Below are 23,771 nucleotides of genomic sequence, written 5' to 3' on the forward strand. Positions count from 1 at the left end.
AGCGAAAAACTTAAAAGCGGTCGCAGTTAAGTCGGTTTTCTCCTATTGCTTCAAAAGAATGAGCAGAGTCTCCAATTTTCTATGATGGAAAGCTGAGCGGAAACCCAAGCGAATATGACAAACCAACCAGATCCTTTAAGTTTTGCCCATGTGACAGATTGGGTTTTCGATCTCGACAATACCCTTTACCCGCATCATTCCAACCTGTTTTCACAGATTGATATGAAAATGACGGGTTATGTAGCCGATTTGTTGAAGCTTTCGCGTGCAGATGCGCGCATTGTACAAAAACAATTTTACAAAGAATATGGCACGACCCTCAAGGGATTGATGGATCGTTATGATATTGATTCAGATGACTTTCTGCAGAAAGTGCATGATATCGATTATTCTTGGCTGGTTCCCGATCCATCATTGACCATCGCGCTTCGCCAATTGCCGGGCCGCAAATTTATCTTCACCAATGGTGATCGCGGTCATGCGGAACGCGCCGCCAGACAGCTAGGCGTTCTGGACGAGTTTGACGATATTTTTGATATTGTCGCCGCTCAGTTGATGCCCAAGCCTGAAAGGGCGACCTATGACCGGTTTCTAGACCTGTACAAGATAGACCCCGGCTGCAGCGTCATGTTTGAGGATCTTGCTCGTAATCTCATCGAGCCCAAAGCGCTTGGCATGAAAACAGTATTGATCGTGCCGCACAATTTCGAACCAACTTTTTCAGAAATTTGGGAACGCGATCCTGGTCAAACGGATCATGTTGATTATGTCACCGATAATCTGTCGGCATTTTTGAGCGCGATCCTGCCGGGTCAGGTCGACAGGCAGGTTCCCGCTCAAGTTGAGGAATGAGAGCCGCTTGGAGTTAATGCGCGGCCATCATTGCGTTCAAGGCAAATCGTAGAATTTACGAATGACGTCCCATGCTTCTTCCGCCTCATCCACGAACGTAATCAGTTCGAGATCAGAAGGAGAAACGACACCTTGTTCCGCGAGAAACTCAAAGTTGATCGTCTTTTCCCAGAATGATTTGCCGAAAAGCAGGAATGGTATGCGCTCCATACGACCGGTCTGAATCAAGGTCAGCGCCTCGAATGTTTCGTCCATTGTCCCGAACCCGCCCGGGAAAATGGCCATTGCTTTGGCCCGCATCAGGAAGTGCATCTTGCGGATCGCGAAATAATGGAAATTGAAGCACAAGTCCGGCGTAACATAAGCGTTGGGCGCCTGTTCATGCGGCAGCACGATGTTAAGACCGATCGTCGGCGCGCCAACATCGGCAGCACCGCGATTGCCCGCTTCCATCACGCCGGGGCCACCACCTGTCACAATGACGAATTCACGGTTGTAGGTGGTCGCCGAATAGACGGAGCAGAGCTGCGCAAACTTCCGTGCCTCGGCATAATAGCGTGAGTTTGCTTCAAGGTTTTTCTTCTGAACCTGGTTTTTGGCCGCCCATGCCTCACCGCCGGGCTCCGGAATGCGCGCCCCGCCAAACAGCACGACTGTCGAGCGGATGCCACGCTCGGTCAAAGCCATTTCCGGCTTGAGCAATTCGAGTTGCAGTCGCACGGCACGCAATTCGCGTTTGGTCATGAAATCGGGATCGGCAAAGGCAAGACGATAGGTGTCGGACTCGGTCTGCGGTGTTGAAGGCGCTTCGCCTACACGGCGAACCGCTTCAGAAGAGTGGGAAAATGGCGTCCAGCCGTTTTTTTCGTCAGTATTCAATTTTCACTTCTCCTTCTGCGGCGTAGATGACGCTGGCAGACATCCAATCGGATTCCTTATCCAACATTATGGTGCTGCGATTGACCCTCTCGCAGACTTATCTTACTAGGCCATTGATATTAATTGCCCGTGTAATGGAGTGACCTTAAAATGTCCAAGCCCGATCTGAATGGCCTCGAAAAGACGATTGACAAGGCCTTCGACGAACGCGATGCGATCAGCACTGAAACACGCGGTGAAATCCGCGACGCGGTCGAGACATCGTTGCTTCTCCTTGATAGCGGCGAAGCACGCGTGGCAGAGAAACAGGCCGACGGAAACTGGAAGGTCAATCAGTGGCTTAAAAAGGCTGTACTCCTGTCATTCCGCCTCAACCCAATGGGCATCATCGAAGGTGGACCCGGTGGCGCAACCTGGTGGGACAAGGTGCCATCCAAGTTCGATGGCTGGGGCGCGACTGAATTTGCCAAGGCTGGCATACGCACGGTACCCAATGCGATCGTTCGCCGTTCCGCCTATATTGCGCCAGGCGCAATCCTCATGCCGTCTTTTGTTAATCTCGGTGCTTATGTCGGCGAGGGCACTATGGTCGATGCGTGGGCAACGGTTGGCTCCTGCGCGCAGATCGGCAAGCACGTGCATCTTTCAGGCGGTGTAGGCATTGGCGGCGTTCTTGAACCCATGCAGGCCGGCCCGACGATCATCGAAGATAATTGCTTCATTGGCGCCCGTTCGGAAGTTGTTGAAGGCTGTATCGTTCGCGAAGGTGCCGTTCTCGGTATGGGCGTCTTCATCGGCAAATCGACCAAAATCGTCGACCGTGCCACGGGCGAAATCTTTTATGGGGAAGTGCCGCCATATTCTGTCGTGGTTGCAGGAACACTGCCTGGAAAACCTTTTCCAAATGGTGAGCCGGGGCCAGGTCTCTATTGCGCCGTTATCGTCAAGCGCGTCGATGAAAAGACCCGCTCCAAGACCTCGATAAATGAGCTTCTGCGCGATTAAGACCGGATTTCTTCAATGGAATGGCTGCGGAGGGGTTTCCCCTCCGCTTGCTTGACGCAGGACAGAACTTTACGGGCGAGCGTAGCCGATAGGCCCTTCTCCCTTGCCATTTGGATAATCACTCCTTGCAGATAATCCACTTCCGTTGGCCGGCCACGCGCAAAGTCTTCCCACATGGATGATCGTGCCCTCGGATCAATGGCCAGCATCTTGCGCGCGACGACGCGAAATAAAAAATTTGGCAATCTTAAAATCCAGGGAAGAAGAGCGGGCTTTACGCCCTGGATTTTTGCCGGCTCGATGCCGTGCGCCGTCATGATGTTGAGGGCTTCGCTCATCTGGTCGGCTACAAGCTGCCGCCATTTGCGATCTGCCAGCTGCTCGGCAAGCGGTAAGTTTGACAGCGCATTTGGCGCATTGTTGAGGTTCATCAGCAATTTTCCCCAAAGAACACCCTCTATATCCGGGTGCGCTTGCACCGGCAGGCCGGGCACCGAAAGGACGCGGGGCAGTTCAGCCAAAACCTTGTCGATGAGGACCGTGCCTTGAGTGGTTCGCCTTACCGTGAGCGGTTCTGCGGAATTGTCGGACAGGACGACATTAAATGGCACCATTCCGGCAATGACGACCGTTCCTTCCGGCAGTATGCGGCGTAAAATTTCCGTGTTGCCGACGCCGTTTTGAAGGCTGACGATAATGGCACCAGCAGGCGCATGTTTTGCGGCAAGTCCGGCCATTTCCTCGGTGGCGCCGCTTTTAACTGTGATCAGAACAATGTCGGCATCCGCAAAGGCTACTGCAGGATCGCTGCTCAGTTCGAACTCATGATGTGGAATGAGTTGCTGTGTCCCATCAAGGTCGATGACCTTAAGTCCGGCCTCTCGAAGCTTTGCCTCGGTGCGAGGCCTCGTCAAAAAACAGACCGCGCGTCCAGCTGCTACCAAGCTTCCACCGACATAGCACCCGATTGATCCTGAACCAGCGACAACAATGCGCGACTTGTTGGAGACCATGACACATCCTTCAAGCAAAAAGCGGCACGAAATCAGTCACGTGAAGCGTGACAGGATCGCGCTTTTCCATTATCGCATTACACATGAAATCCTCTGCTGATCCAGTACAAAACCTCGCCCGGCTCATCGCCTGCCCTTCCGTGACGCCTTTGGAAGGCGGAGCATTGACGACAGTCCAATCCCTGCTGGCACCGTTGGGATTCTCGGTCGAACGACCCGTTTTCAGCGAAGATGGGACGCCCGATGTAGAGAACCTTTATGCACGGCGTTCCGGAAACGGACCGCATTTGATGTTCGCGGGACATACGGATGTGGTTCCTGTGGGCGATGAAGCGGCATGGACCTATCCGCCATTCTCTGCGACCATTCATAATGGCGAGATGTATGGGCGCGGGGCTGTGGATATGAAGGGCGGCATCGCCTGTTTCGCCGCAGCTGTTGCCCGCTATCTAGAGAAAAACGGTGAGCTCAAAGGCTCAATCTCATTTCTGATAACCGGGGATGAGGAAGGGCCTTCCATCAACGGTACCGGTAAATTGCTCGAATGGGCAAAAGCCAAGGGAGAAAGCTGGGACGCTGCAATCGTTGGTGAGCCGACCAATCCGGATACGCTCGGTGATATGATCAAGATTGGCCGTCGCGGTTCTCTATCGGGCACGATTATCGTGCGCGGTATACAAGGGCATGCTGCCTATCCGCATCTTGCGGATAATCCGATCCGTGGCCTGACCATGCTCGTCGACAGCCTTCTCTATCCCGCCTTTGACAAGGGCACCAAGAATTTCCAGGCGACCAATCTGGAAGTAACGACGATTGATGTTGGAAACCCAGCAGTCAATGTTATCCCTGCCGAAGCCAGTGCGACCTTCAATGTCAGATTTAACGACACGTGGACCGATGAGACGCTGATGGCCGAGATACATAACAGGCTCGACAAGGCGGCAGGCCGCCGCAAGCTACGTCCGGGTAGGAAGACGCCGGTGAACTACGACCTGGTCTGGCGCGATCGTCCAAGCCACGTATTCCTGACGCATAATGAAAAGCTGATCGGAACTTTGACCTCGTCGGTTGAAAAGGTGACGGGAAAGCGTCCTCAGCTCTCGACATCCGGCGGCACATCAGATGCCCGTTTCATCAAGGACTATTGCCCGGTGGTTGAATTCGGTCTTGTTGGCCAGACCATGCACATGGTCGATGAACGCGTATCGGTTGCCGATCTTGAAACCTTGACGCAGATTTACGAGCGGTTCATTGCGGATTTTTTTGCGTGACGAGTTGATGAACGACATACCCGACTGGAACGAAATACAACGCTATCTTCGCGGCACCTGGCGCATGATGAATGGTCATGCAGACGGTCTTGAAGAGCTTGATTTTTCGGAAGACGGTTTTTGGCAGTCTTTTCACGCCATAACAATATCGCTGCCGCCGCTCATTCTGGGCTGGATTGTTTTTGCCAATGACCTTGTCGCTTTGCGTCCGGGAACTGGAAGCCGCCTTTCCATAATCGGAAGTGCTGCCTTTATCGATCTTGCAAGCTGGGTTCTGCCGTTGGTGATAGTGGCATTGCTTGCCCGACCATTGGGAATCGTAAAGCGTTTCAGCCCTTATGTCGTCGCCACCAATTGGGGATCTGCGATAGGTGCGTGGCTAACGGTGCCAGCCACGCTGGTACGAATGCTTTTTCCTGACTGGCCAACTCTGATTGGCAGCATGAGCATGATGGTTTATGCGCTGATTATCGTTTTTACCTACAGGCTGGTGCATGTGGCATTGAAAAAACCCTATATTTGGTCAGCGACGTTTTTCATCGCATTCATCATCGGTTCGATATTGATGGTGATCACGTTTCAAAATGCTCTGGGAATTGCGATGCCGTCGGTGAGCGGGTAGTCTACGCCGATCAGGTATAAACCGTGGGGTGGTGCTACAGGACCGCACGCCTGCCGATCGCGCGCTTCAAGAGCAGCGCTCACATCATCCGCATCCCATCGCCCACAGCCAACTTCCTGCAGCGTTCCAGCGAAAGAGCGAATTTGATTGTGCAGAAATGACCGCGCGGACGCCCTGATCTCGACAATTTCGCCCTTGCGGCTGACGCTCAAGAAATCGAGCGTTTTAACAGGGCTTTTTGATTGGCACTGCGTTGCACGAAATGTGGTGAAGTCATGTGTTCCGATCAACCTCTGCGCTGCAGCGTGCATGGCTTCTGCATCAAGCGGCTTTTTCACCCACCATGCGCGATAAGCCTCCAGCGGGGCAGGGGGGCGGCGATTGACGATCCGGTAGAGATAGTGGCGGCCCGTTGCTGAAAATCGCGCGTCAAACTGAGAACTGACCAGTTCTACATTTATGATACTGACGGTTTCGCCCGCAAAAACGAGATGGGCGTTGAGCGCTTCGCGAATTTTTGAACTGCTCCAGTCCTTGACGAGATCGACATGGGCAACCTGCGCGCTGGCATGAACGCCCGAGTCTGTGCGTCCGGCTGCGCCAAGAGATATGCTCTCACCGCAAAACTTGAAGATGGCCTGTTCGATGGCGGCCTGGACGGTGTGGCCGTTTTCCTGACGCTGCCAACCTGCATATGGCGTACCATCATACTCGACAGTAAGCTTGTAGCGGGGCATTAGAGTGCTCCAAAAGCTGGAGCATACTGCAGGACGCCGGTCGATGGCGCATCGGCAAAAGCTAAAGCTTGCAGATATTTCCCTTGGTAAGCGCTCTCAAAACCTGCAGCGCGCAGATGCTCATAGCCAAATCTGCCGTAATATGCGGGATCGCCAAGAACGAGCGATAAGGTCTCTCCTGCAGCGACGAGCTTCGTATGGGCCGTTTGAATGAGGAGACTTCCGACACCTTGCTTTTGAAACTCCGGCAATACTGCCAAAGGCGCCAAAGCGACAGCGTCGTGGTTCTTACCGGTGATCTTCACGCGTGAAAACAGGATGTGTCCTGCCAGAATCCCATTTTTCCGGGCAACAAGCTCGAGCAGAACATCGTTATTTTCTCTCAACCGAGAAATCAATTCAACTTCGCCGGTTCCCCCGAAGGCACGCTCGACAAGGTTGGCAACTTCAGGATAATCGTCAGGGCTTGTAGTCTGGACCGTGACATCACTCATGGCAGTCGTGTGCCTTGCGCGATTTTAGCTCCGCGCTGAAACTCCTGCCCATCCATGGCTTTGCCGCCTGCACGCTGCAATGTCCGCAGACGGACAGCTCCTTCGCCGCAGGCAATGCGCAAATCGTCGTCCAATACGGTTCCGGGGGCACCTACGCCTGTGGCGAGCACTGAGCGCAGAAGTTTGACACGCTCCAGATCGTCGCCAATTTCCATTTCACACCAGGTACCGGGAAACGGCGCCAGGCCACGAATACGGTTGTGAACGTCTATGGCTGGCTGGGTCCAGTCGATGCGGGTTTCGACCTTGGTAATCTTGGAGGCGTAGGTTACGCCCTCATCGGATTGCGGCGTGAGGGTCAGGCTGTCGCGTTCCAGAGCGGCAATGGCGCGCACCATCAGATCAGCCCCAGCCATGCTAAGCTGATCATGCAGTTCGCCCGCCGTCATGTCAGCCGTAATGTTGATTTTCTCGACCATGGCGACCGGCCCGGTATCGAGACCTTCATCCATCTTCATGATCATGATGCCGGTTTCAAGGTCACCGGCCATAATGGCACGCTGAATTGGCGCAGCTCCCCGCCAGCGCGGAAGCAATGAGGCATGTCCATTATAGCAACCGAGGCGAGTGCCCTCGAGAATTTCTTTCGGTAAAATCAGGCCATAGGCGACAACAATCGCAACATCTGCCTTGAGATCGATGAAAGCCTGCTGCTCATCCGGATCTTTCAGGCTCTTGGGTGTGCGGACCTCGATGCCGAATTGCTCCGCATTCCGGTGAACAGGCGAAGGGGTCAGCTCAAGTCCACGCCTGCCAGCAGGGCGTGGTGGCTGGCTGTAAACCGCAACAATTTCATGGCCCTGACCGATCAGCGCATTGAGAATAGGCACGGAAAAATCCGGCGTGCCCATAAATATAATTCGCAAACTCATCGCCTAAACCGCCAATCGACTTGTGGGGCGATCCTTGGCGAGTTTCTTGAACTTCTTCACCACCATTTCACGCTTCAACCGCGAAATATAATCGATGAACAAAATACCGTTCAAATGATCGATCTCATGTTGAAGGCATGTGGCCAAAAGTCCGTCCGCTTCGACTTCTTGGGGCTTCCCCTCAATATCGAAATAGGAAACGCGAACCTGTTTGGGCCGCTCGACTTCCGCATAGTAATCAGGGATGGAAAGGCAGCCCTCTTCGTAAATATTCCGCTCGTCGCTGGACCAAAGCACCTGTGGATTAATGTAAACCTGCGGCGCCTTCGGCTCGTCCTCTTTGGCAAGATCAATGACCAGCATCTGGATGGGTGTGCCGACCTGAATGGCCGCCAGACCAATGCCGGGCGCATCATACATTGTGTCCAGCATATCAGCGGAAAATTTGCGCAAATCCACGTCAAAACTTTCGACAGGTTTGGAAACTTGACGAAGCAGCGGATCGGGAAGGATGACGAGCGGTTTGATTGACATGTCCTTCACCTAATATCTCGATTTTCAACCGTCAATGCGGCATCAGACCCAATCATAAAAATGTTCATGTTTTGATCTCACATTTGCCAATCGAATCGGTTACTCTAGGGTTATGGAAACTTCAATTTCTCTCGATCAAACGCTGTTTCAGCTCGGCGCGACCTCAATATCTGTAGGCGCAACACTGTTTACAGTGGCGCTTGTCATGGCTTTGGTGGTGATTTTTGCCATTGTTGCTGTCATGCGGGCAGCACGGATGCGGCTTGTCGCGGAGATACAGGCGGAAGATCGTGCCCGCGACGCGGAAGCGCGAATGGGAGAAATTCTTAAAAGCCAATCTGAAATGCAAGGTCGCATGCAGACAATGGCTGAACTTTTCGGTTCGCGTCAGGCAGAGCTTAATCAATCCATTCGGGAGCGGCTCGACGGCATGACCACCCGGATTGGCCAGACCATGACCGATCAGACCAAGTCCACGCACGAAAATCTCGCCAAACTGCAAGAACGGCTGGCGGTCATCGATACGGCGCAGAATAATATTCAAACGCTTGCGGGTCAGGTCGTCCAATTACAGGCAATTCTTGCCAATAAACAGACGCGTGGGGCCTTCGGTCAGGCGCGGATGGAAGCGATTATCGCCGATGGTCTGCCGCAGGGCGCTTATGAGTTTCAGGCAACCCTGTCGAATGGAAGCAGACCTGATTGCGTGGTTCGCATGCCCAATGGTGCAGCAAATCTGGTCATTGATGCCAAGTTTCCCCTGGAAGCCTGGAACGCCATACGTGAATCCGAAACGCCGGAAGGCAAGAAGATCGCCGCTACTCAGTTCCGGCGCGATATCGAGATTCATATTCGTGATGTTGCAGAAAAATATCTTATCAATGGTGAGACGCAGGATACGGCGTTTCTTTTTGTGCCCTCGGAATCGGTATTTGCTGAAATTCATGAGAATTTCGAAGGCGTGATCCAGAAGGCGCATCGCTCGCGTATCGTGATCGTATCGCCCTCATTGCTGATGCTATCCATTCAGGTCATTCAGGCTGTGCTCAAAGACGTGCGCATGCGGGAACAGGCGCATTTGATACAGGGCGAAGTCATCCGGTTGATGGAAGATGTTGGCCGTCTTGATGATCGTGTGCGGCGTCTGCAAACCCATTTCATTCAGGCAAACAAGGATATTGACGATATTCTGGTATCTTCCAGCAAGGTGACCAAGCGCGGCCAGAAGATCGAAGCGCTGGAATTCGCGGAAGCGCCAGTGGGCGAAACAAAAGCGCCCGATACAACGCGGTCGGCAGCTTCCACGACAGGCCAGTTGCGCTTGCGGGTGGTCGATGGCGAGGAGTAAGGCCAGACTGTATCTGACCTGACGGATAATTCCGATCTTAGCCAGCTTCGATGGTTTTGCGCCGAACCTCCCAGGTTCCGGTCGTCTGCGGCTTGACGAAGAGGCTGATAATATCAGGATTGGCTTTTTTCAGAGCCGCTTCGATGCGTTGAACACAGGCTTCGATTTCTGGCGCGCGCATGTGATCTTCGAATTCCACACTGAGGCTCGCCGCGATCTGTTTTGGACCCATATGGACTGTTAGCACCCCATTGGCGCGTTGAACTGCCGGGTCCTGGTTGGCAATGTCGAGGATTTGCTGATCCACCTCTGGGAGTGCAGCCTCGCCCATCAGCAAGCCCTTGCTCTCTCGCGCCAGAAAAATCGCGGTTCCGCCAAGTATGATCGAAATTCCGATAGAGGCGACACCGTCCAATTCTGGAATATTGAAGAGTTGCGCGGCGGAAATGCCAACAAGAGCAATAACAAGCCCGAGCAGGGCAGCTGTGTCTTCGAACAATACCGTAAAGACGCTTGGATCTTTGCTAATCCGCACCGCCTCGACGTAACCAAGGTCGCCTTTAACAGTGCGAAATTCCTTCAACGCTATGTACCAGGAGGTTCCCTCGAACAACATGGCAAGGCCAAGAACAACATAGTTGATGATTGGGTTTTCAACGGGCTCCGGATCAAGAATATGGATCACGCCTTCATAGAAGGACACTCCGGCACCCACGGCAAAGACCAACAAGGCGACGATGAAACTCCAGAAATATAGCTCGCGGCCATGGCCGAGCGGATGGGTACGGTCGGCAGGTCTGGCCGCTCGACGCAGACCAAAGAGGAGAAGCGCTCCATTTCCGGTATCAACCAGAGAGTGGACACCTTCCGAAAGCATGGCGGAACTGCCGGTAAAGAAAGCCGCGACAAACTTGGTAACGGCAATCAGAAGATTGCCAAGTATTGCTGCGTAAATAACTTTTTTGGATCCGGCATGCGCTTTCGCCGATTGTGTTGCCATGGTCTGCCCCCTGTCCTTCGGAGAACGCCAAATGTTTTGTAAGGTTCCGGCTTGCGGCAGCAAGTGGTCGGTATGATGCTAGTGGTTTTGCATCTCATGCGCTAACTCTTCCACAAACAGTGTAGGGCGACATGACTGATTCCACAGTAGAGCAAGCAATATTTCTAGGGTTGGATACGGGCGGGACCTATACCGACGCCGTACTCTGGTCGGAAGAGCGCGGCGTTATTGCCAAGGCAAAAGCGCTTACGACACGCCATGATTTGAGTGTTGGCATTTCTGGCGCGGTCGATGCCATCATTGCCGAAGCTTCTGTGCTTCCAGCCGACATCCGGCTTGTGTCAATGTCGACGACACTGGCCACCAACGCGTTGGTTGAGGGCCAGGGCGGGCGCATCGCATTGGTGATGATCGGATTTTCCGATGCTGATCTGGAGAAGGCAGGATTGAAAGATGCTCTTGGCAACGATCCTGTCATATTTATCCCGGGTGGTCATGACGTCTATGGTCGTGCTCAACCTTTCGATGCGTCATCCCTTGAAAAGGCATTGCCACATCTGAAATCTGAAGTGACAGGCTTTGCCATTTGCGCCTATTTTGCCGTGCGCAATCCGGAGCATGAGATTGCCGTGCGCGATCTTGTGCATGATAAGACAGGGCTGCCAGTCACATGCAGCCATGAATTGTCGGCCAAATTGAACGGTCCCAAACGGGCATTGACGACAGTACTCAATGCCCGGCTGATTGCGATGATTGACCGGCTTGTCGCGGCCACGGAAGGTTTTCTGGACAAGCGCGGGATTCACGCACCTTTAATGGTAGTTCGCGGTGATGGCGCGCTGGTCTCTGCCGCATTTGCCCGCCACCGGCCCATTGAAACCATTCTTTCGGGGCCAGCAGCAAGTCTCGTTGGCGCGCGTCATATGACCGGCCTCGACAATGCGATTATTTCCGATATTGGCGGCACGACGACTGATGTTGCCGTGCTGGATGATGGCCGCCCCAGGCTTGATCCCAACGGTGCCACAGTTGGTGGGTTTCGCACCATGGTTGAAGCCGTGGCGATGCGTACCTTTGGCCTTGGCGGGGACTCGGAAGTGTCGCTGGACGACAATGCCATGACACCCGGGATCAAGCTTGGACCAAGACGGCTTGTGCCGCTGGCGCTTCTCGCGGCCAATCACGGTTCCATGGTTATCGAACATCTGGCCCGTCAGGTTAAAGCGGTCAATGCAGGACGGCTAGATGGACGTTTCGCCTTGCGCACAGGTGTGCCGGTGCAAATGGCGTCTGGCCTGAGCAAGGGAGAGGCCGAGCTTTACGAGCGTATGACCACAGAGCCACAGCCGCTTGATCGTCTATTGGCCTCGGTTTCGCAGACGGCGGCAATAACACGGCTGGTCTCTCGCGGATTGGTTCATCTTGCGGGGTTCACGCCCTCGGATGCCTGTCATGTTTTGGGTCTTCAGAACAATTGGAATGCCGAAGCAGCGCGGTATGGTGCTATTCTTTATGCAAGGCGCAAGGATGGGGCGGGTCGTCCTTTTTGCGATACGCCGGAAGAGGTTTCACGCCGAACCTATGATGCTCTTGTCAGGCGTTCATCCGAGGTCGTTCTTGAAACAGTCTTTGCGGAGGACGGGCTTGAGGGGCAGGAAACCGTCGCAAGCGCACTCGTTCAGCGAGCATTATCTGGGGTGGGCGGTATTGCCGGTATCAAATTGCATATCGACCGGCCCCTAATCGGACTTGGAGCGTCAGCACCCGTCTATTACCCTGCTGTGGGCGACGAGCTTGGTGTTCAATGTATCGTTCCCGTTGATACGGATGTGGCAAACGCTTTGGGAGCCGTTGTCGGACAAGTCCGGGTGTCACTGGAAGCGCATATAAGCCAGCCTGTTGAAGGTCTTTTCCGGGTAATGGCGGGTGAAGCTGTTCAGGATTTTCAGCTTGAGGAAGATTCAATCGCATTTGCCGAATCAACACTGAAGGATCAGGTGCAGCGACTGGCGCTTGAGGCCGGTACGGACGAGCCTCACATTACAATTATTCGCAATATTAGCGCGGCAACGGTGGAAGATCAGCGAAAATTCATTGAAGCGGTCTTGATCGCTACAGCGTCAGGGCGTCCGCGGATCGCGCACTAATCGATTTCAATCGATACAGATTTCAACACAGACCATCGGAGAATTGACTGCACTGGCCTTGGCGTGTTCAAGGATATGCAATGCAAATCTATAAGGACATGATCATGGGCGAACGTATCGAAATGAATGGTCTGAAAGTGGCTCCAGAGCTTCACGATTTCGTTGTGAATGAAGCCATTCCCGGAACAGGCGTCGATGCGGCACAGTTTTGGTCAGGTTTTGCGCAGATCGTTGATGATCTGGCGCCGAAGAATCGCGCTTTGCTGGCAAAACGCGATGCATTCCAGCTTCAACTCGATAATTTTTATAAGAGCAGGCGTGACAATGGTTACTCACCGGAGGAGTATGAAGCATTCCTGCGAGAGATTGGTTATTTGCTGCCTGAAGGCGACAAATTTGCTGTCTCGACGAGCAATGTAGATCCCGAAATCGCCGTGACAGCGGGTCCGCAGCTTGTCGTTCCCGTCATGAATGCACGCTATGCGCTCAATGCTGCCAATGCGCGTTGGGGTTCGCTCTATGATGCGCTTTACGGTACGGACGCAATTTCGGATGAAGGCGGGGCGGAAAAAGGAAAAGCATTCAACCCGGTACGCGGTGCGAAAGTCATTGCTTGGGCCAAGTCTTTTCTTGATGAGAGTGTGCCATTGCAGGGTGCGCAGTGGGCGGATATTTCCGCTCTTACTGTTAAAGACGGTAGACTTGCGCTCAAATCAGGGAATGAGGCTGTTTCCCTTGCGAATGAAAGCCAGTTCGCGGGCTATCGCGGTGATCCGGCAAGCCCGACGGCAATTCTTTTGATCAAGAACGGGCTGCATGTGGAGATCGTGATTAACGCCGATCATCCAATTGGCACAACAGACAAGGCGCACATTGCCGATGTTCTGTTGGAATCTGCCCTAACAACGATTCAGGATTGCGAAGACTCTGTCGCGGCAGTGGATGCGCAGGATAAGGTCATTGTCTATCGCAATTGGCTCGGTCTGATGAATGGCGATCTTGAAGACAGTTTCGAAAAAGGCGGGAAGACAGTCACCCGCAAGCTCAACCCGGATAGGGAATATACGGGCAAGGACGGCAAGCCGCTAACGGTACCGGGACGCTCCCTCATGCTGGTACGTAATGTCGGGCATCTGATGACCAATCCTGCAATCCTCGACAAGGATGGCAATGAGGTGCCTGAGGGCATTATGGACGCGGCCATCACGGCCTTGGCGGCACTTCACGATATTGGTCCAAATGGCCGGCATATGAACTCCCGTGCCGGATCAATGTATGTGGTGAAGCCAAAGATGCATGGCCCAGAAGAGGTTGCTTTTGCGGCTGAATTGTTTGGGCGCGTAGAAGCACTTTTGGGAATGCAGCCGAATACGATGAAGATGGGCATCATGGATGAGGAACGCCGGACGACGGTCAACCTGAAGGAATCCATCCGTGCTGCAAAAGAACGGGTCGTTTTCATCAACACCGGTTTCCTTGATCGCACTGGCGACGAGATTCATACTTCCATGGAAGCTGGACCGATGATCCGCAAGGGCGACATGAAGCAGGCGTCGTGGATCGGAGCCTATGAGAACTGGAATGTTGATATCGGCCTCGAATGTGGTCTTTCCGGTCATGCCCAGATCGGCAAGGGCATGTGGGCGATGCCTGATCTGATGGCGGCAATGCTTGAGCAAAAGATTGGTCATCCGAAGGCTGGTGCAAATACGGCTTGGGTGCCATCGCCAACAGCCGCAACGCTGCACGCCACGCATTATCACAAGATAAATGTTGCTGAGGTTCAAGGCGCGTTGAAATCGCGGGGGCGTGCAAAGCTCAGTGATATTCTATCTGTGCCTGTCGTATTGCGCCCCAACTGGACGCCGGAGGATATTCAGCGTGAACTCGACAATAATGCGCAAGGCATTTTAGGCTATGTGGTGCGCTGGGTCGATCAAGGGGTTGGTTGTTCCAAGGTGCCCGATATCAACAATGTCGGATTGATGGAAGATCGGGCAACTTTGCGTATTTCTGCCCAGCATATTGCCAACTGGCTGCATCATGGAATCACCAATGAAGCTCAGGTGTTGGAGACGATGAAGCGTATGGCAGCCGTCGTCGACAAGCAAAATGCCAATGATCCTCTTTATCAGCCAATGGCTGGTAATTTTGACAAGTCGGTAGCGTTTCAGGCCGCATGTGATCTCGTTCTCAAGGGCCGCGAACAGCCCAATGGCTATACAGAACCTGTCCTACACCGCAGGCGCCTGGAGTTGAAAGCAAGCCAATAAACCTTTTCGATGCCGGGCGGCGATCAACATGAATAGCTGCCCGTGCCGAGTGTGCTCTTGTTTGCCGACTGATTCTTGTTTAGGCGATAGCACATGAAATTGCTTGCGCTCGACACCGCCGCCAATCTTTGTTCTGTTGCCATCTTCGATGCTGAAAGCGGCACGATGCTGGCACAGATCAGTGAAGATATTGGCAAAGGCCATGCCGAGCGGTTGATGGCAATCATGGAACAAGCCGTTGCCAATGCTGGGATTGCAATCAACGAAATTGGCAAGGTCGTCACCAGTATTGGACCGGGATCCTTTACTGGCGTGCGGGTAGGGGTGGCAACGGCGCGCGGTCTGGCTTTGGCTTTGCGCTGTCCGGCAATAGGCGTTACCACGCTTGAGGCTCTGGCTTATGATGCCGGAAAAGCCCTCTCCGGAAGACCAGTTCTCAGTGTGATCGATGCGCGCCGCGATGAGTTTTATGCGCAGTTTTTCGCAAGCGATGGTACGCCTGCCTCCGAGCCCATGATTGTTACCTTGCCCGGGATCGTGGAACAACTGGCCGGCCATGGGCAAAATCTTGTTCTTGCCGGTTCCGCCTCAGCGCTGATCAATGCAAAGCTGGAACGTCCATTGGACGTGGCGTCGGCAATGGCGACCGGTACGATCGAAGCGTTTGCGCAACTTGGAATACGATCACAAGACACAGCCTTGCCCAGTCCCCTTTATTTGCGTGGTCTCGACGTTAAGCCGCAACAGGGTTTCGTATTGAAGCGGCAGGTCGCAGAATGATGGGCCTGCCTTTCGATAATCTGCGTCAGCGCAGCTTCGTAATCGAAACGCTTGCGCGGGAGGACGCAACTCATCTGGTGCCGATTCATGCCGGTACGTTCCGGCAGCCGTGGAGTGAAGACGATTTTCACGCGCTGCTTGGTGAAGCCAACGTCTTTGGTTTTATCGCGCGCGAAGAGGGAAATCGTGCGGCGCAGCCCGGTGGTTTTGTTCTTGCACGGCTTGTTCTGGATGAGGCCGAGATACTAACCATTGCCGTCGCTCCGCAGTTTCAGCGCAAGGGCGTCGGTCATGCCTTGATGGACGCGGCATTGCGCCATTTGTACAATGCGCGTGCGACCATGCTGTTTCTTGAGGTGGATGAGCTGAACGCACCGGCGCTCGCCCTATATCGCAGACTCGGATTCAAACAGGTGGGAAAACGGCCCGGCTATTATGAAACGCCCTCAGGACGCTCAGCGGCCTTGACGATGCGCCGTGACCTGGGACATCGCGAAACGGGTTCTGGCCGCTAAGATGATCGCATATCTAAGACTTATTCTGGCAGCGGCCGGCTTTGCACTCATCACAATAATCTTGCTGCCGGTCCAACTGCTTTTCGTTAAGACCGGCTGGTCATTACAGAAAAAGCTTCCTGTGCTTTTTCATAAGGTTGTTCGCCATTTGCTTGGAATTCGCATTCATGTGCACGGCAAAATGGCGCAGAATCGGCCATTGCTGCTTGCAGCCAATCATTCCTCATGGGCCGACATAGTCGTTTTATCGGCTATCGCGGAAGTCTCTTTCATAGCCAAGTCTCAGGTGGCTACCTGGCCATTATTCGGTCTCTTCGCCAAGTTGCAGCGCTCTGTCTTCGTTGAGCGTGAAAAACGCGGCAAGACCCATGATCAGGCAAGTGAAATAGCAACGCGTCTTGCCGATGGCGATGTCATGGTGCTTTTTGCGGAAGGCACGACATCAGACGGTAACCGTATATTGCCCTTCAAGACATCGCTGTTCGGTGCTGCGCAGGTAGCAATCCGCGAAACCAGCGTCGAAACAGTCACGATCCAACCTGTTGCCATCGCTTATACGCGGGTGCACGGACTGCCAATGGGCAGGTTTCATCGCCCGATAATCGCATGGCCGGGGGACGTGGAGCTTGGTCCCAGCCTTATCGGGATGCTCAAGGAGGGCGCCTATGATGTTGATGTCCGATTTGGCGAGCCAGTTGTGATTGACAGCAAGTCTGACCGGAAAGCCTTGGCGCGGTTAATGGAAGAGAAAGTGCGGGCGATGATGCAAAGGTCGCTGCAGGACCGTGACTATATCGAGCCGGAGATCGCAACTGCCACGAATCTCACCGATCCGGCTATTTTCAAAGAGGCCAAAAAGCTTTAGAAGCCTCTGCATGGACGATATCATTATTAAACATCAGCTGGACGAGACGTTGGGAGCGCTTGCCCATTCGCCATCACTGGCCAATACCCGCAAGGTCTATGTAAAGACCTATGGCTGCCAGATGAATGTCTATGACAGCCAGCGGATGACTGACAGTCTCGCAGCTGAGGGTTATAGCCCGACAGACACGGCGGATGATGCCGATCTGGTCTTGATCAATACCTGTCATATTCGTGAGAAGGCGTCTGAAAAGCTGTACTCGGCGCTTGGCCGGCTACGCAAAATGAAAGATGCGCGCGCCAAAGAGGGTCGCGAACTCACGGTCGGCGTTGCTGGATGCGTGGCGCAAGCCGAAGGCGATGAAATTACGCGGCGTGCGCCCGTTGTTGATCTGGTTGTCGGCCCCCAAACATATCACCGCCTGCCACAGGCGCTTGCGCGTGTGGCAAAAGGCGAGCGTGTCGTCGAGACTGAATATGCGATTGAAGACAAATTCGAGCACTTGCCCGCTCCCAAAAAGGAGCAGACGAGAAGCCGCGGCGTTACTGCATTTCTCACTGTCCAGGAGGGGTGCGACAAATTCTGTACGTTCTGCGTGGTCCCCTATACACGGGGATCTGAAGTTTCGCGTCCTGTTGCCCAGATTCTGAAAGAAGCCGAAAAACTCGCCGATGCCGGTGTACGTGAGCTGACGCTGCTTGGGCAGAACGTCAATGCGTGGCATGGCGAGGGGCATGATGGCCGCGAGTGGGGGCTGGGCGAATTGCTTTACCGGCTGGCCGAGATACCCGGCATTGCGCGACTACGCTACATTACCAGTCACCCGCGCGACATGGATGACGCTTTGATCAATGCGCATCGTGATCTCGATATGTTGATGCCCTATCTGCATCTGCCGGTTCAGGCTGGTTCGGACCGTATTTTGAAAGCGATGAATCGCAAGCATACGGGCGACGATTATCTGCGTCTGATTGAGCGGATACGAAACGCCCGCTCCGATATAGCGCTGTCAGGTGACTTCATTGTTGGCTTCCCCGGAGAAACGGACGAGGATTTTGAGGCGACGTTGCAGCTGGTTCGGGACGTTACCTACGCCGCAGCCTATTCGTTCAAATATTCGCCGCGACCAGGAACACCCGGTGCCGATCTGCCTGACCATATTGATGAAGCGGTAAAAGACGAGAGATTGCAGCGTTTGCAGGCTTTGCTCAGCGAACAGCAATATGCCTTCCAACGCAGCCTTGTGAATAAAAGCTTTGATGTGCTCATTGAAAAGGCCGGAAGAGTGCCTGGACAGATGGTTGGACGATCTCCTTGGTTACAACCTGTAATTATCGATGTACACGGCGGCAGAATCGGCGACATTATCAATGTACGAATCATTGACACGGGAACCAACAGCCTTATCGGTCTCCGGGAGATGGTTTGAGGAACAAGTAGCGACTATATGAACAGGCGAATACTTTTTTAGGAGAGCCGTTTGAACGCCACCGAAAAACTGAAACCCGCTCCTTCCGGAGCCTCGGACCTGGCGCATATCGTACTGACATTTGATAACAATCGGCTGGCGAGTGCGCTATTCGGCCAGTTTGACGAGAATCTTGCTCGTATCGAAAAGAAGCTGGGCGTTGACGTCCGTTCCAAAGGCAATCAGCTCGCTATTCGTGGCGAGCCAGGAGCAACGGAGCAGGCTCGGCGCGCTCTGGATCAACTCTACGAACATTTGCAAAAAGGCCATGATATATCCGCATCGGATGTTGATGGTGCTTTGCGAATGGCTATCGCTGCCGACGATCAATTGACGCTTCCCACAATGGAAAACAAGAGCAAGATGGCTGTAGCCCAGATATCGACCCGCAAGAAGACGATCTTCGCTCGCACGCCGACGCAAGATGCTTATATGCGCGCGCTTGACCGGTCGGAAATGGTGTTCGGCGTAGGGCCAGCGGGTACGGGTAAGACCTATCTGGCGGTCGCCCATGCGGCGATGCTGCTGGAGCGTGGTCTGGTGGACCGCATCATCCTTTCCCGCCCAGCCGTCGAAGCTGGTGAGCGGCTTGGTTTTCTTCCCGGCGACATGAAAGAGAAGGTCGACCCTTATCTGCGCCCTCTCTATGACGCGCTTTACGACATGATGCCTGCTGATAAGGTTGAGCGTGCCATCGCCGCAGGCGTTATCGAAATCGCACCGCTCGCCTTCATGCGCGGGCGTACACTGGCTCATTCTGCAATTATTCTGGATGAGGCGCAAAATACGACTGCAATGCAGATGAAGATGTTCCTGACCCGCCTTGGCGAAAACGGACGTATGATTATTACTGGCGATCCGAGCCAGATTGATCTACCGCCAGGCCAGAAGTCCGGATTGGTGGAAGCGCTCAATATTTTGAACGATGTTCAGGGTATCGTCACCGTAAAGTTTACGGATGTCGATGTGGTTCGTCATCCGCTGGTTGCGGCGATTGTTCGTGCTTACGATAAGGAAGGCGCCAAGCCTAAAGCTTGACGGAGTATCTTGATCGACATTGACATATTGGTTGAAACCGATGGCTGGCCAGGGGAGGCGGCGCTGTCGGACCTTGCATCAATTGCTATTGCTGCAGTTTGGGACGAGCTGGCTAGCGGAAACCAGCCCGACAGCGAGCTAAGTCTGGTTTTCACCGATGATGCGGCGATCAAGGAACTTAATAATGATTGGCGCGACAAGGACAAGCCTACCAATGTCTTGTCCTTTCCGGCCTTTCCGATCAAACCGGGTCAAGCGCCCGGACCGATGCTCGGCGATATCGTTATTGCCCTCGAAACCGTTGTGCGGGAAGCGGAAGATGAAGAAAAATCCTTCGACCATCACCTCACGCATCTGATCGTTCATGGGGTTTTGCATCTCCTCGGATATGACCACGAAACAGATGATGAAGCCGAAGAGATGGAGCAGCTCGAGCGCAAAATTCTTGCGCGGCTTGCAATTCCTGATCCATATGCGCTATCGGTCATAGACGATTAATTTGATTGAGGACCATGTCTGACACGTCGCACCAAAACGATCCTGCCGCGCCAGCCAAAGGCATGAATGGGCAGGAAAGTGATGCCGAAGGGCAAAGTATCACCAGAGCGCCTGTTTTAGAAAAGCGCTCGCTCCTTTCCACGATCTTTCCATTCTTGCGCGCGCGCCCCGGAACGTCCTTAAGGGACGATCTTGATGCTGCGCTTGCCGAGGATCATCATGGTGACACGGCCTTTTCTCCTGAAGAGCGCGCAATGCTTCATAACATTTTGCGCCTGCGGGAGTTGCGGGTCGAAGATGTGATGATTCCGCGCGCTGATATTGAAGCGGTCGAAATCAGCACGAGCCTTGGCGATCTCCTGGAAATATTCGAGAAGTCCGGTCATTCGCGTATGCCAGTCTTTGCCGAAACGCTGGATGACCCGCGGGGCATGGTTCATATCCGCGACGTGGTTAATCACATTACCAAGACGTCCCGGGTTAAAACGCCACGAAAAACGGCGCGCGCGCCCAAGTCCCCGGTTGCGGCAAAATTTGATCTCTCCAATGTTGATCTCACCAAAACGATTTCAGATTTGAGCTTGATGCGCACGATCCTGTTCGTGCCCCCTTCCATGCTTGCCAGTGATTTGATGGGGCGCATGCAGGCGCAGCGCATCCAGATAGCGCTCGTGATTGACGAGTATGGCGGCACTGATGGCCTGGTTTCGCTGGAAGATATCGTGGAAATGGTTGTCGGTGATATTGAAGACGAACATGACGATGATGAAGTGATGATCGTCGAGGATCCGGAGGGTGTATTCATTACGGATGCACGGGCGGATCTTGACGAAGTGTCTGAAAAGATCGGTTCAGGCTTCGTCGTCGGCGAACATGGTGAGGATGTTGATACGGTCGGTGGCCTGATCTTCTCGATTCTCGGACGCATTCCCGTGCGCGGCGAAATGGTTCAGGCTGTTCCCGGATATGAGTTTCACGTTTTGGAAGCCGATCCACGCCGCATACGTAAGGTTAGAATTGTTCCCCTGCGTCACGCAGAACGCAGGCCGCGTAGCCAGCGCCAAGGTGTTGTCGAGCCATCAGCGGATGACGAATGATCTTGTGTAAATTGGTCAAGGCATGATCCGGGGTCTGATCGATAGGATCGTGCTTCTGTCGGGTTGGCGGCGTTGTGGGCTGGCATTTCTTATGGGCGCTCTGGCGAGCTTTGCCTTGCCGCCCTACGACTTTTTTGCCGTAGCATTTGTTGCTTTTCCTGTTTTGGTCTGGCTGCTTGATGGCGCAGTGGATAATGCCGGAAGCGGCCCGATCCGTCGGCTGGTTCCCGCCGCAATAGTCGGCTGGTGGTTCGGCTTTGGCTATTTTGTTTTCGGGCTGTGGTGGATCGGCAATGCTTTGCTGGTCGATGCTGCAAATTTTGCCTGGGCAATTCCCTTGGCAATTTTTGGCCTTCCTGCATTTCTCGCATTTTTCTATGCTTTTGCAGCAGTAATTGCGCGTCTCATATGGAGCGACGGGATCGGGCGCATATTTGCGCTCGGCCTTGGTTTCGGCCTCGCCGAATGGTTGCGTTCCTTTGTGCTAACCGGTTTTCCCTGGAACGCCATCGGCTATGCCGCAATGCCAATACCGGTTCTGATGCAATCGTCTGTTATTGTGGGCTTGCTCGCAATGAATATTCTGGCGGTAATCGTATTTGCCATGCCTGCGGTTTATAATGCCAAGCAAGGCCGGATAGCTGGACTTGCCGTTGCACTCATCCTGATCATCGCTCATGTCGGCTTCGGCGTTTTCCGGCTCTCCACAGCGGATATCAAACTCGACGGCCCGCATATTCGTATCGTGCAGCCCTCCATTTCGCAGGATCTCAAATGGGATGCAGAGGCGCGGCGCGGTATATTTGACAAGTACCTTGCCATGACCGCTGAAGAGCCAGCAGAGGGGAAAGTTAAGCCGCAGATTATAGTTTGGCCGGAAACAGCAGTTCCCTATATTCTGACGAAAACTCCAGAAGCACTGCAAGCTATCGCCGATAATTTGGCTGACGGGCAGACTCTTTTGGCTGGTGCCATCAGAATGGAAGAGCCTGGCGGGGCGGAGGAACCTCTCTACTACAACACCATCTATGCCATCGACAGCTCGGGAGAAATTACCGGAGCGGCCGATAAAGTTCATCTCGTGCCCTTCGGGGAATATGTGCCGCTTGAGAGCATTCTCCGAAAGATCGGCATTAGCGAAGTGGTGGAACTGCCGGGAGGGTTCAGCGCAGCTTCGGTGCGCCGCTCGCTTGAGGTTATCAGCGGTTTCTCAGTACTGCCGCTCATATGTTATGAGGCCATCTTTCCGGGTGAGATGTTCTACCAAGGCGCAGCCGCCAATGCCATTGTCAACGTCACCAACGATGCATGGTATGGCGATACTCCTGGTCCTTACCAGCATTTCAGACAGGCGCAATTGCGCGCAGTGGAACAGGGGCTGCCGATGGTGCGGGCCGCCAATAACGGTCTTTCAGGAGTCGTTGACCCCTATGGACGAATCATTGATGCGCTTGCACTCAATGGGGTGGGTGTGATTGATGCTAAACTTCCAGGACGCGTAGAACTACCTTGGGGAGAGGGGGTTCATACGGTTCAATTTCTGGTTGTATTAATAATGGTTCTAATTGTGGCGTTGGGGTATTTTTTGCGCGGTAGAAGGCGTGTTGGTTGACATTTCCGATACAGCCCTGTCGAATAAAGTGATATTTGGTACGTTGATACATTGATGGTAAAATTCATTTTCAATTCCATTTCATATGAATGAGATTTTCATGTCTGATAATAGTAAAAAGAGTCCGAACCCCGTTGATATCCATGTTGGCGCAAGAATTAGATTGCGACGCAATATGATAGGCTTGAGCCAGGAAAAACTCGGTGAGAGCCTAGGAATAACGTTTCAGCAGATTCAAAAATATGAAAAAGGCATGAACCGTGTGGGTGCCAGTCGCCTTCAGGCAATAGCCAATATCCTCAACGTGCCGGTTACATTCTTTTTTGACGACATGCCCGGTCAGTCAGACAAACCTCGTGGTTTTGAGGAAGAAAACGAGACAACCTATGTCGTTGGTTTCCTGAACAGTTCAGAGGGTATCCAGTTGGCGCGCGCCTTTGCAAAAATTGGCGACGCGAAAATCCGGCGTAAAGTGCTCGACCTCGTACGCACGCTTGGCCAAGAGGATGATGCGGTCTAGAGGTCTTTCTGCTTAAAGAAAAGCAATTCTGTTCCGCCAAAGGCGTGACAAGGGACACCGAAAGTGGCGGGGGCGACGTCTCTCCGAAGTTGCGTGACAAAGCGGCTGGACGCGCGCTGAAACCCCAAGCTGGTTGGTTTGCAAAAGCAAACCAACCAGCTTTCAAATCCGCCGGTCGCGCTGACTGGATTCGTAACAAATGCAGTTCGATCCGTGGCGCGTGCAATTGGGCCAAATCCTTCCGTTGCACCTACGCATAATGGGGTGAGAT

Annotated in this window: 22 protein-coding genes and 1 pseudogene; 16 read left to right on the plus strand and 7 right to left on the minus strand. The window is 53.5% G+C overall.

Going from position 1 to position 23,771, the window contains the following annotated elements; translation table 11 throughout:
• Positions 1-114: 114 nt before the first annotated feature.
• Positions 115-852, plus strand: a complete 738-nt coding sequence (locus V9K92_RS05425; protein ID WP_307282334.1) for a pyrimidine 5'-nucleotidase — start codon at positions 115-117, stop codon at positions 850-852.
• Positions 853-888: 36 nt separating this feature from the next.
• On the opposite strand, the gene V9K92_RS05430 is transcribed toward V9K92_RS05425, so the two are convergent.
• On the minus strand, positions 889-1,731 hold the full coding sequence (locus V9K92_RS05430; protein ID WP_115051444.1) for an LOG family protein: 843 nt from the start codon (positions 1,729-1,731) through the stop codon (positions 889-891).
• Between the two features lie 150 nt (positions 1,732-1,881).
• On the opposite strand from V9K92_RS05430, the gene dapD reads away from it, so the two are divergent.
• Positions 1,882-2,736 carry a 2,3,4,5-tetrahydropyridine-2,6-dicarboxylate N-succinyltransferase gene (gene dapD / locus V9K92_RS05435; RefSeq protein ID WP_307282338.1) on the plus strand — a complete coding sequence of 285 codons (855 nt, stop codon included), beginning with the start codon at positions 1,882-1,884 and terminating at the stop codon, positions 2,734-2,736.
• Here dapD and V9K92_RS05440 read toward each other — a convergent pair.
• Positions 2,733-3,749, minus strand: a complete 1,017-nt coding sequence (locus tag V9K92_RS05440; protein ID WP_307282340.1) for a 2-dehydropantoate 2-reductase — start codon at positions 3,747-3,749, stop codon at positions 2,733-2,735. The genes dapD and V9K92_RS05440 overlap by 4 nt on opposite strands.
• An 83-nt stretch (positions 3,750-3,832) precedes the next feature.
• Between V9K92_RS05440 and dapE the strand changes: the two genes are divergently transcribed.
• Together dapE and V9K92_RS05450 are read left to right on the plus strand one after the other, a co-directional pair.
• A complete protein-coding gene (dapE, locus tag V9K92_RS05445) occupies positions 3,833-5,020 on the plus strand; it encodes a succinyl-diaminopimelate desuccinylase (RefSeq protein ID WP_115051441.1) in 1,188 nt (395 codons plus the stop codon).
• 7 nt (positions 5,021-5,027) lie between these two features.
• Entirely contained in the window at positions 5,028-5,642 is a 615-nt protein-coding gene (locus V9K92_RS05450) for a hypothetical protein (protein WP_307282344.1), read from the plus strand.
• On the opposite strand, the gene truA is transcribed toward V9K92_RS05450, so the two are convergent.
• The 4 genes from truA to def are packed head-to-tail and all read right to left on the minus strand — an operon-like array spanning position 5,600 to position 8,339.
• Entirely contained in the window at positions 5,600-6,379 is a 780-nt protein-coding gene (gene truA, locus V9K92_RS05455; RefSeq protein ID WP_115051439.1) for a tRNA pseudouridine(38-40) synthase TruA, read from the minus strand. The genes V9K92_RS05450 and truA overlap by 43 nt on opposite strands.
• On the minus strand, positions 6,379-6,873 hold the full coding sequence (locus V9K92_RS05460; protein ID WP_337353520.1) for a GNAT family N-acetyltransferase: 495 nt from the start codon (positions 6,871-6,873) through the stop codon (positions 6,379-6,381). The genes truA and V9K92_RS05460 overlap by 1 nt, the downstream gene beginning before the upstream one ends.
• Positions 6,870-7,799, minus strand: a complete 930-nt coding sequence (gene fmt, locus V9K92_RS05465; protein ID WP_337353924.1) for a methionyl-tRNA formyltransferase — start codon at positions 7,797-7,799, stop codon at positions 6,870-6,872. The genes V9K92_RS05460 and fmt overlap by 4 nt, the downstream gene beginning before the upstream one ends.
• A 9-nt stretch (positions 7,800-7,808) precedes the next feature.
• Positions 7,809-8,339 (minus strand): peptide deformylase, encoded by a 531-nt coding sequence (gene def, locus V9K92_RS05470; RefSeq protein WP_115051437.1) that lies wholly within the window; start codon positions 8,337-8,339, stop codon positions 7,809-7,811.
• A gap of 241 nt (positions 8,340-8,580) precedes the next feature.
• Here def and V9K92_RS05475 point away from each other — a divergent pair.
• Positions 8,581-9,687, plus strand: a pseudogene (locus V9K92_RS05475) (DNA recombination protein RmuC); the annotation flags it as partial.
• A gap of 37 nt (positions 9,688-9,724) precedes the next feature.
• Here V9K92_RS05475 and V9K92_RS05480 read toward each other — a convergent pair.
• Positions 9,725-10,687, minus strand: a complete 963-nt coding sequence (locus tag V9K92_RS05480) for a cation diffusion facilitator family transporter (protein WP_337353522.1) — start codon at positions 10,685-10,687, stop codon at positions 9,725-9,727.
• A gap of 131 nt (positions 10,688-10,818) precedes the next feature.
• On the opposite strand from V9K92_RS05480, the gene V9K92_RS05485 reads away from it, so the two are divergent.
• The 11 genes from V9K92_RS05485 (at position 10,819) to V9K92_RS05535 (ending at position 23,500) form a co-directional block, all read left to right on the plus strand.
• Complete coding sequence (locus V9K92_RS05485; protein WP_337353523.1) at positions 10,819-12,834, plus strand: hydantoinase/oxoprolinase family protein; 2,016 nt, start codon at positions 10,819-10,821, stop codon at positions 12,832-12,834.
• A gap of 104 nt (positions 12,835-12,938) precedes the next feature.
• Positions 12,939-15,107, plus strand: coding sequence for a malate synthase G (locus V9K92_RS05490; protein ID WP_337353925.1), 2,169 nt, complete (start codon positions 12,939-12,941; stop codon positions 15,105-15,107).
• Between the two features lie 93 nt (positions 15,108-15,200).
• Positions 15,201-15,887, plus strand: coding sequence for a tRNA (adenosine(37)-N6)-threonylcarbamoyltransferase complex dimerization subunit type 1 TsaB (tsaB, locus tag V9K92_RS05495; protein WP_336440685.1), 687 nt, complete (start codon positions 15,201-15,203; stop codon positions 15,885-15,887).
• Positions 15,884-16,402: a ribosomal protein S18-alanine N-acetyltransferase gene (gene rimI, locus V9K92_RS05500; protein WP_115051432.1), complete on the plus strand. Its 519-nt coding sequence runs from the start codon at positions 15,884-15,886 to the stop codon at positions 16,400-16,402. Before tsaB ends, rimI begins: the two co-directional genes overlap by 4 nt.
• A 1-nt stretch (position 16,403) precedes the next feature.
• Positions 16,404-17,267 (plus strand): lysophospholipid acyltransferase family protein, encoded by an 864-nt coding sequence (locus V9K92_RS05505; protein ID WP_336440741.1) that lies wholly within the window; start codon positions 16,404-16,406, stop codon positions 17,265-17,267.
• Positions 17,268-17,277: 10 nt separating this feature from the next.
• Positions 17,278-18,696, plus strand: coding sequence for a tRNA (N6-isopentenyl adenosine(37)-C2)-methylthiotransferase MiaB (miaB, locus tag V9K92_RS05510; RefSeq protein WP_336440684.1), 1,419 nt, complete (start codon positions 17,278-17,280; stop codon positions 18,694-18,696).
• 51 nt (positions 18,697-18,747) lie between these two features.
• Complete coding sequence (locus V9K92_RS05515) at positions 18,748-19,773, plus strand: PhoH family protein (protein WP_307282363.1); 1,026 nt, start codon at positions 18,748-18,750, stop codon at positions 19,771-19,773.
• 9 nt (positions 19,774-19,782) lie between these two features.
• Positions 19,783-20,271, plus strand: coding sequence for an rRNA maturation RNase YbeY (gene ybeY / locus V9K92_RS05520; RefSeq protein WP_162802387.1), 489 nt, complete (start codon positions 19,783-19,785; stop codon positions 20,269-20,271).
• A 14-nt stretch (positions 20,272-20,285) separates the two neighbouring features.
• Positions 20,286-21,368, plus strand: a complete 1,083-nt coding sequence (locus V9K92_RS05525) for a hemolysin family protein (RefSeq protein WP_115051430.1) — start codon at positions 20,286-20,288, stop codon at positions 21,366-21,368.
• Positions 21,369-21,390: 22 nt separating this feature from the next.
• Complete coding sequence (lnt, locus tag V9K92_RS05530) at positions 21,391-22,980, plus strand: apolipoprotein N-acyltransferase (RefSeq protein WP_337353524.1); 1,590 nt, start codon at positions 21,391-21,393, stop codon at positions 22,978-22,980.
• Positions 22,981-23,080: 100 nt separating this feature from the next.
• Positions 23,081-23,500 (plus strand): helix-turn-helix domain-containing protein, encoded by a 420-nt coding sequence (locus V9K92_RS05535; RefSeq protein WP_115051428.1) that lies wholly within the window; start codon positions 23,081-23,083, stop codon positions 23,498-23,500.
• Positions 23,501-23,771 lie beyond the last annotated feature (271 nt).

Source organism: Phyllobacterium sp. CCNWLW109, from assembly GCF_037203905.1.
Classification (GTDB): domain Bacteria; phylum Pseudomonadota; class Alphaproteobacteria; order Rhizobiales; family Rhizobiaceae; genus Phyllobacterium; species Phyllobacterium ifriqiyense.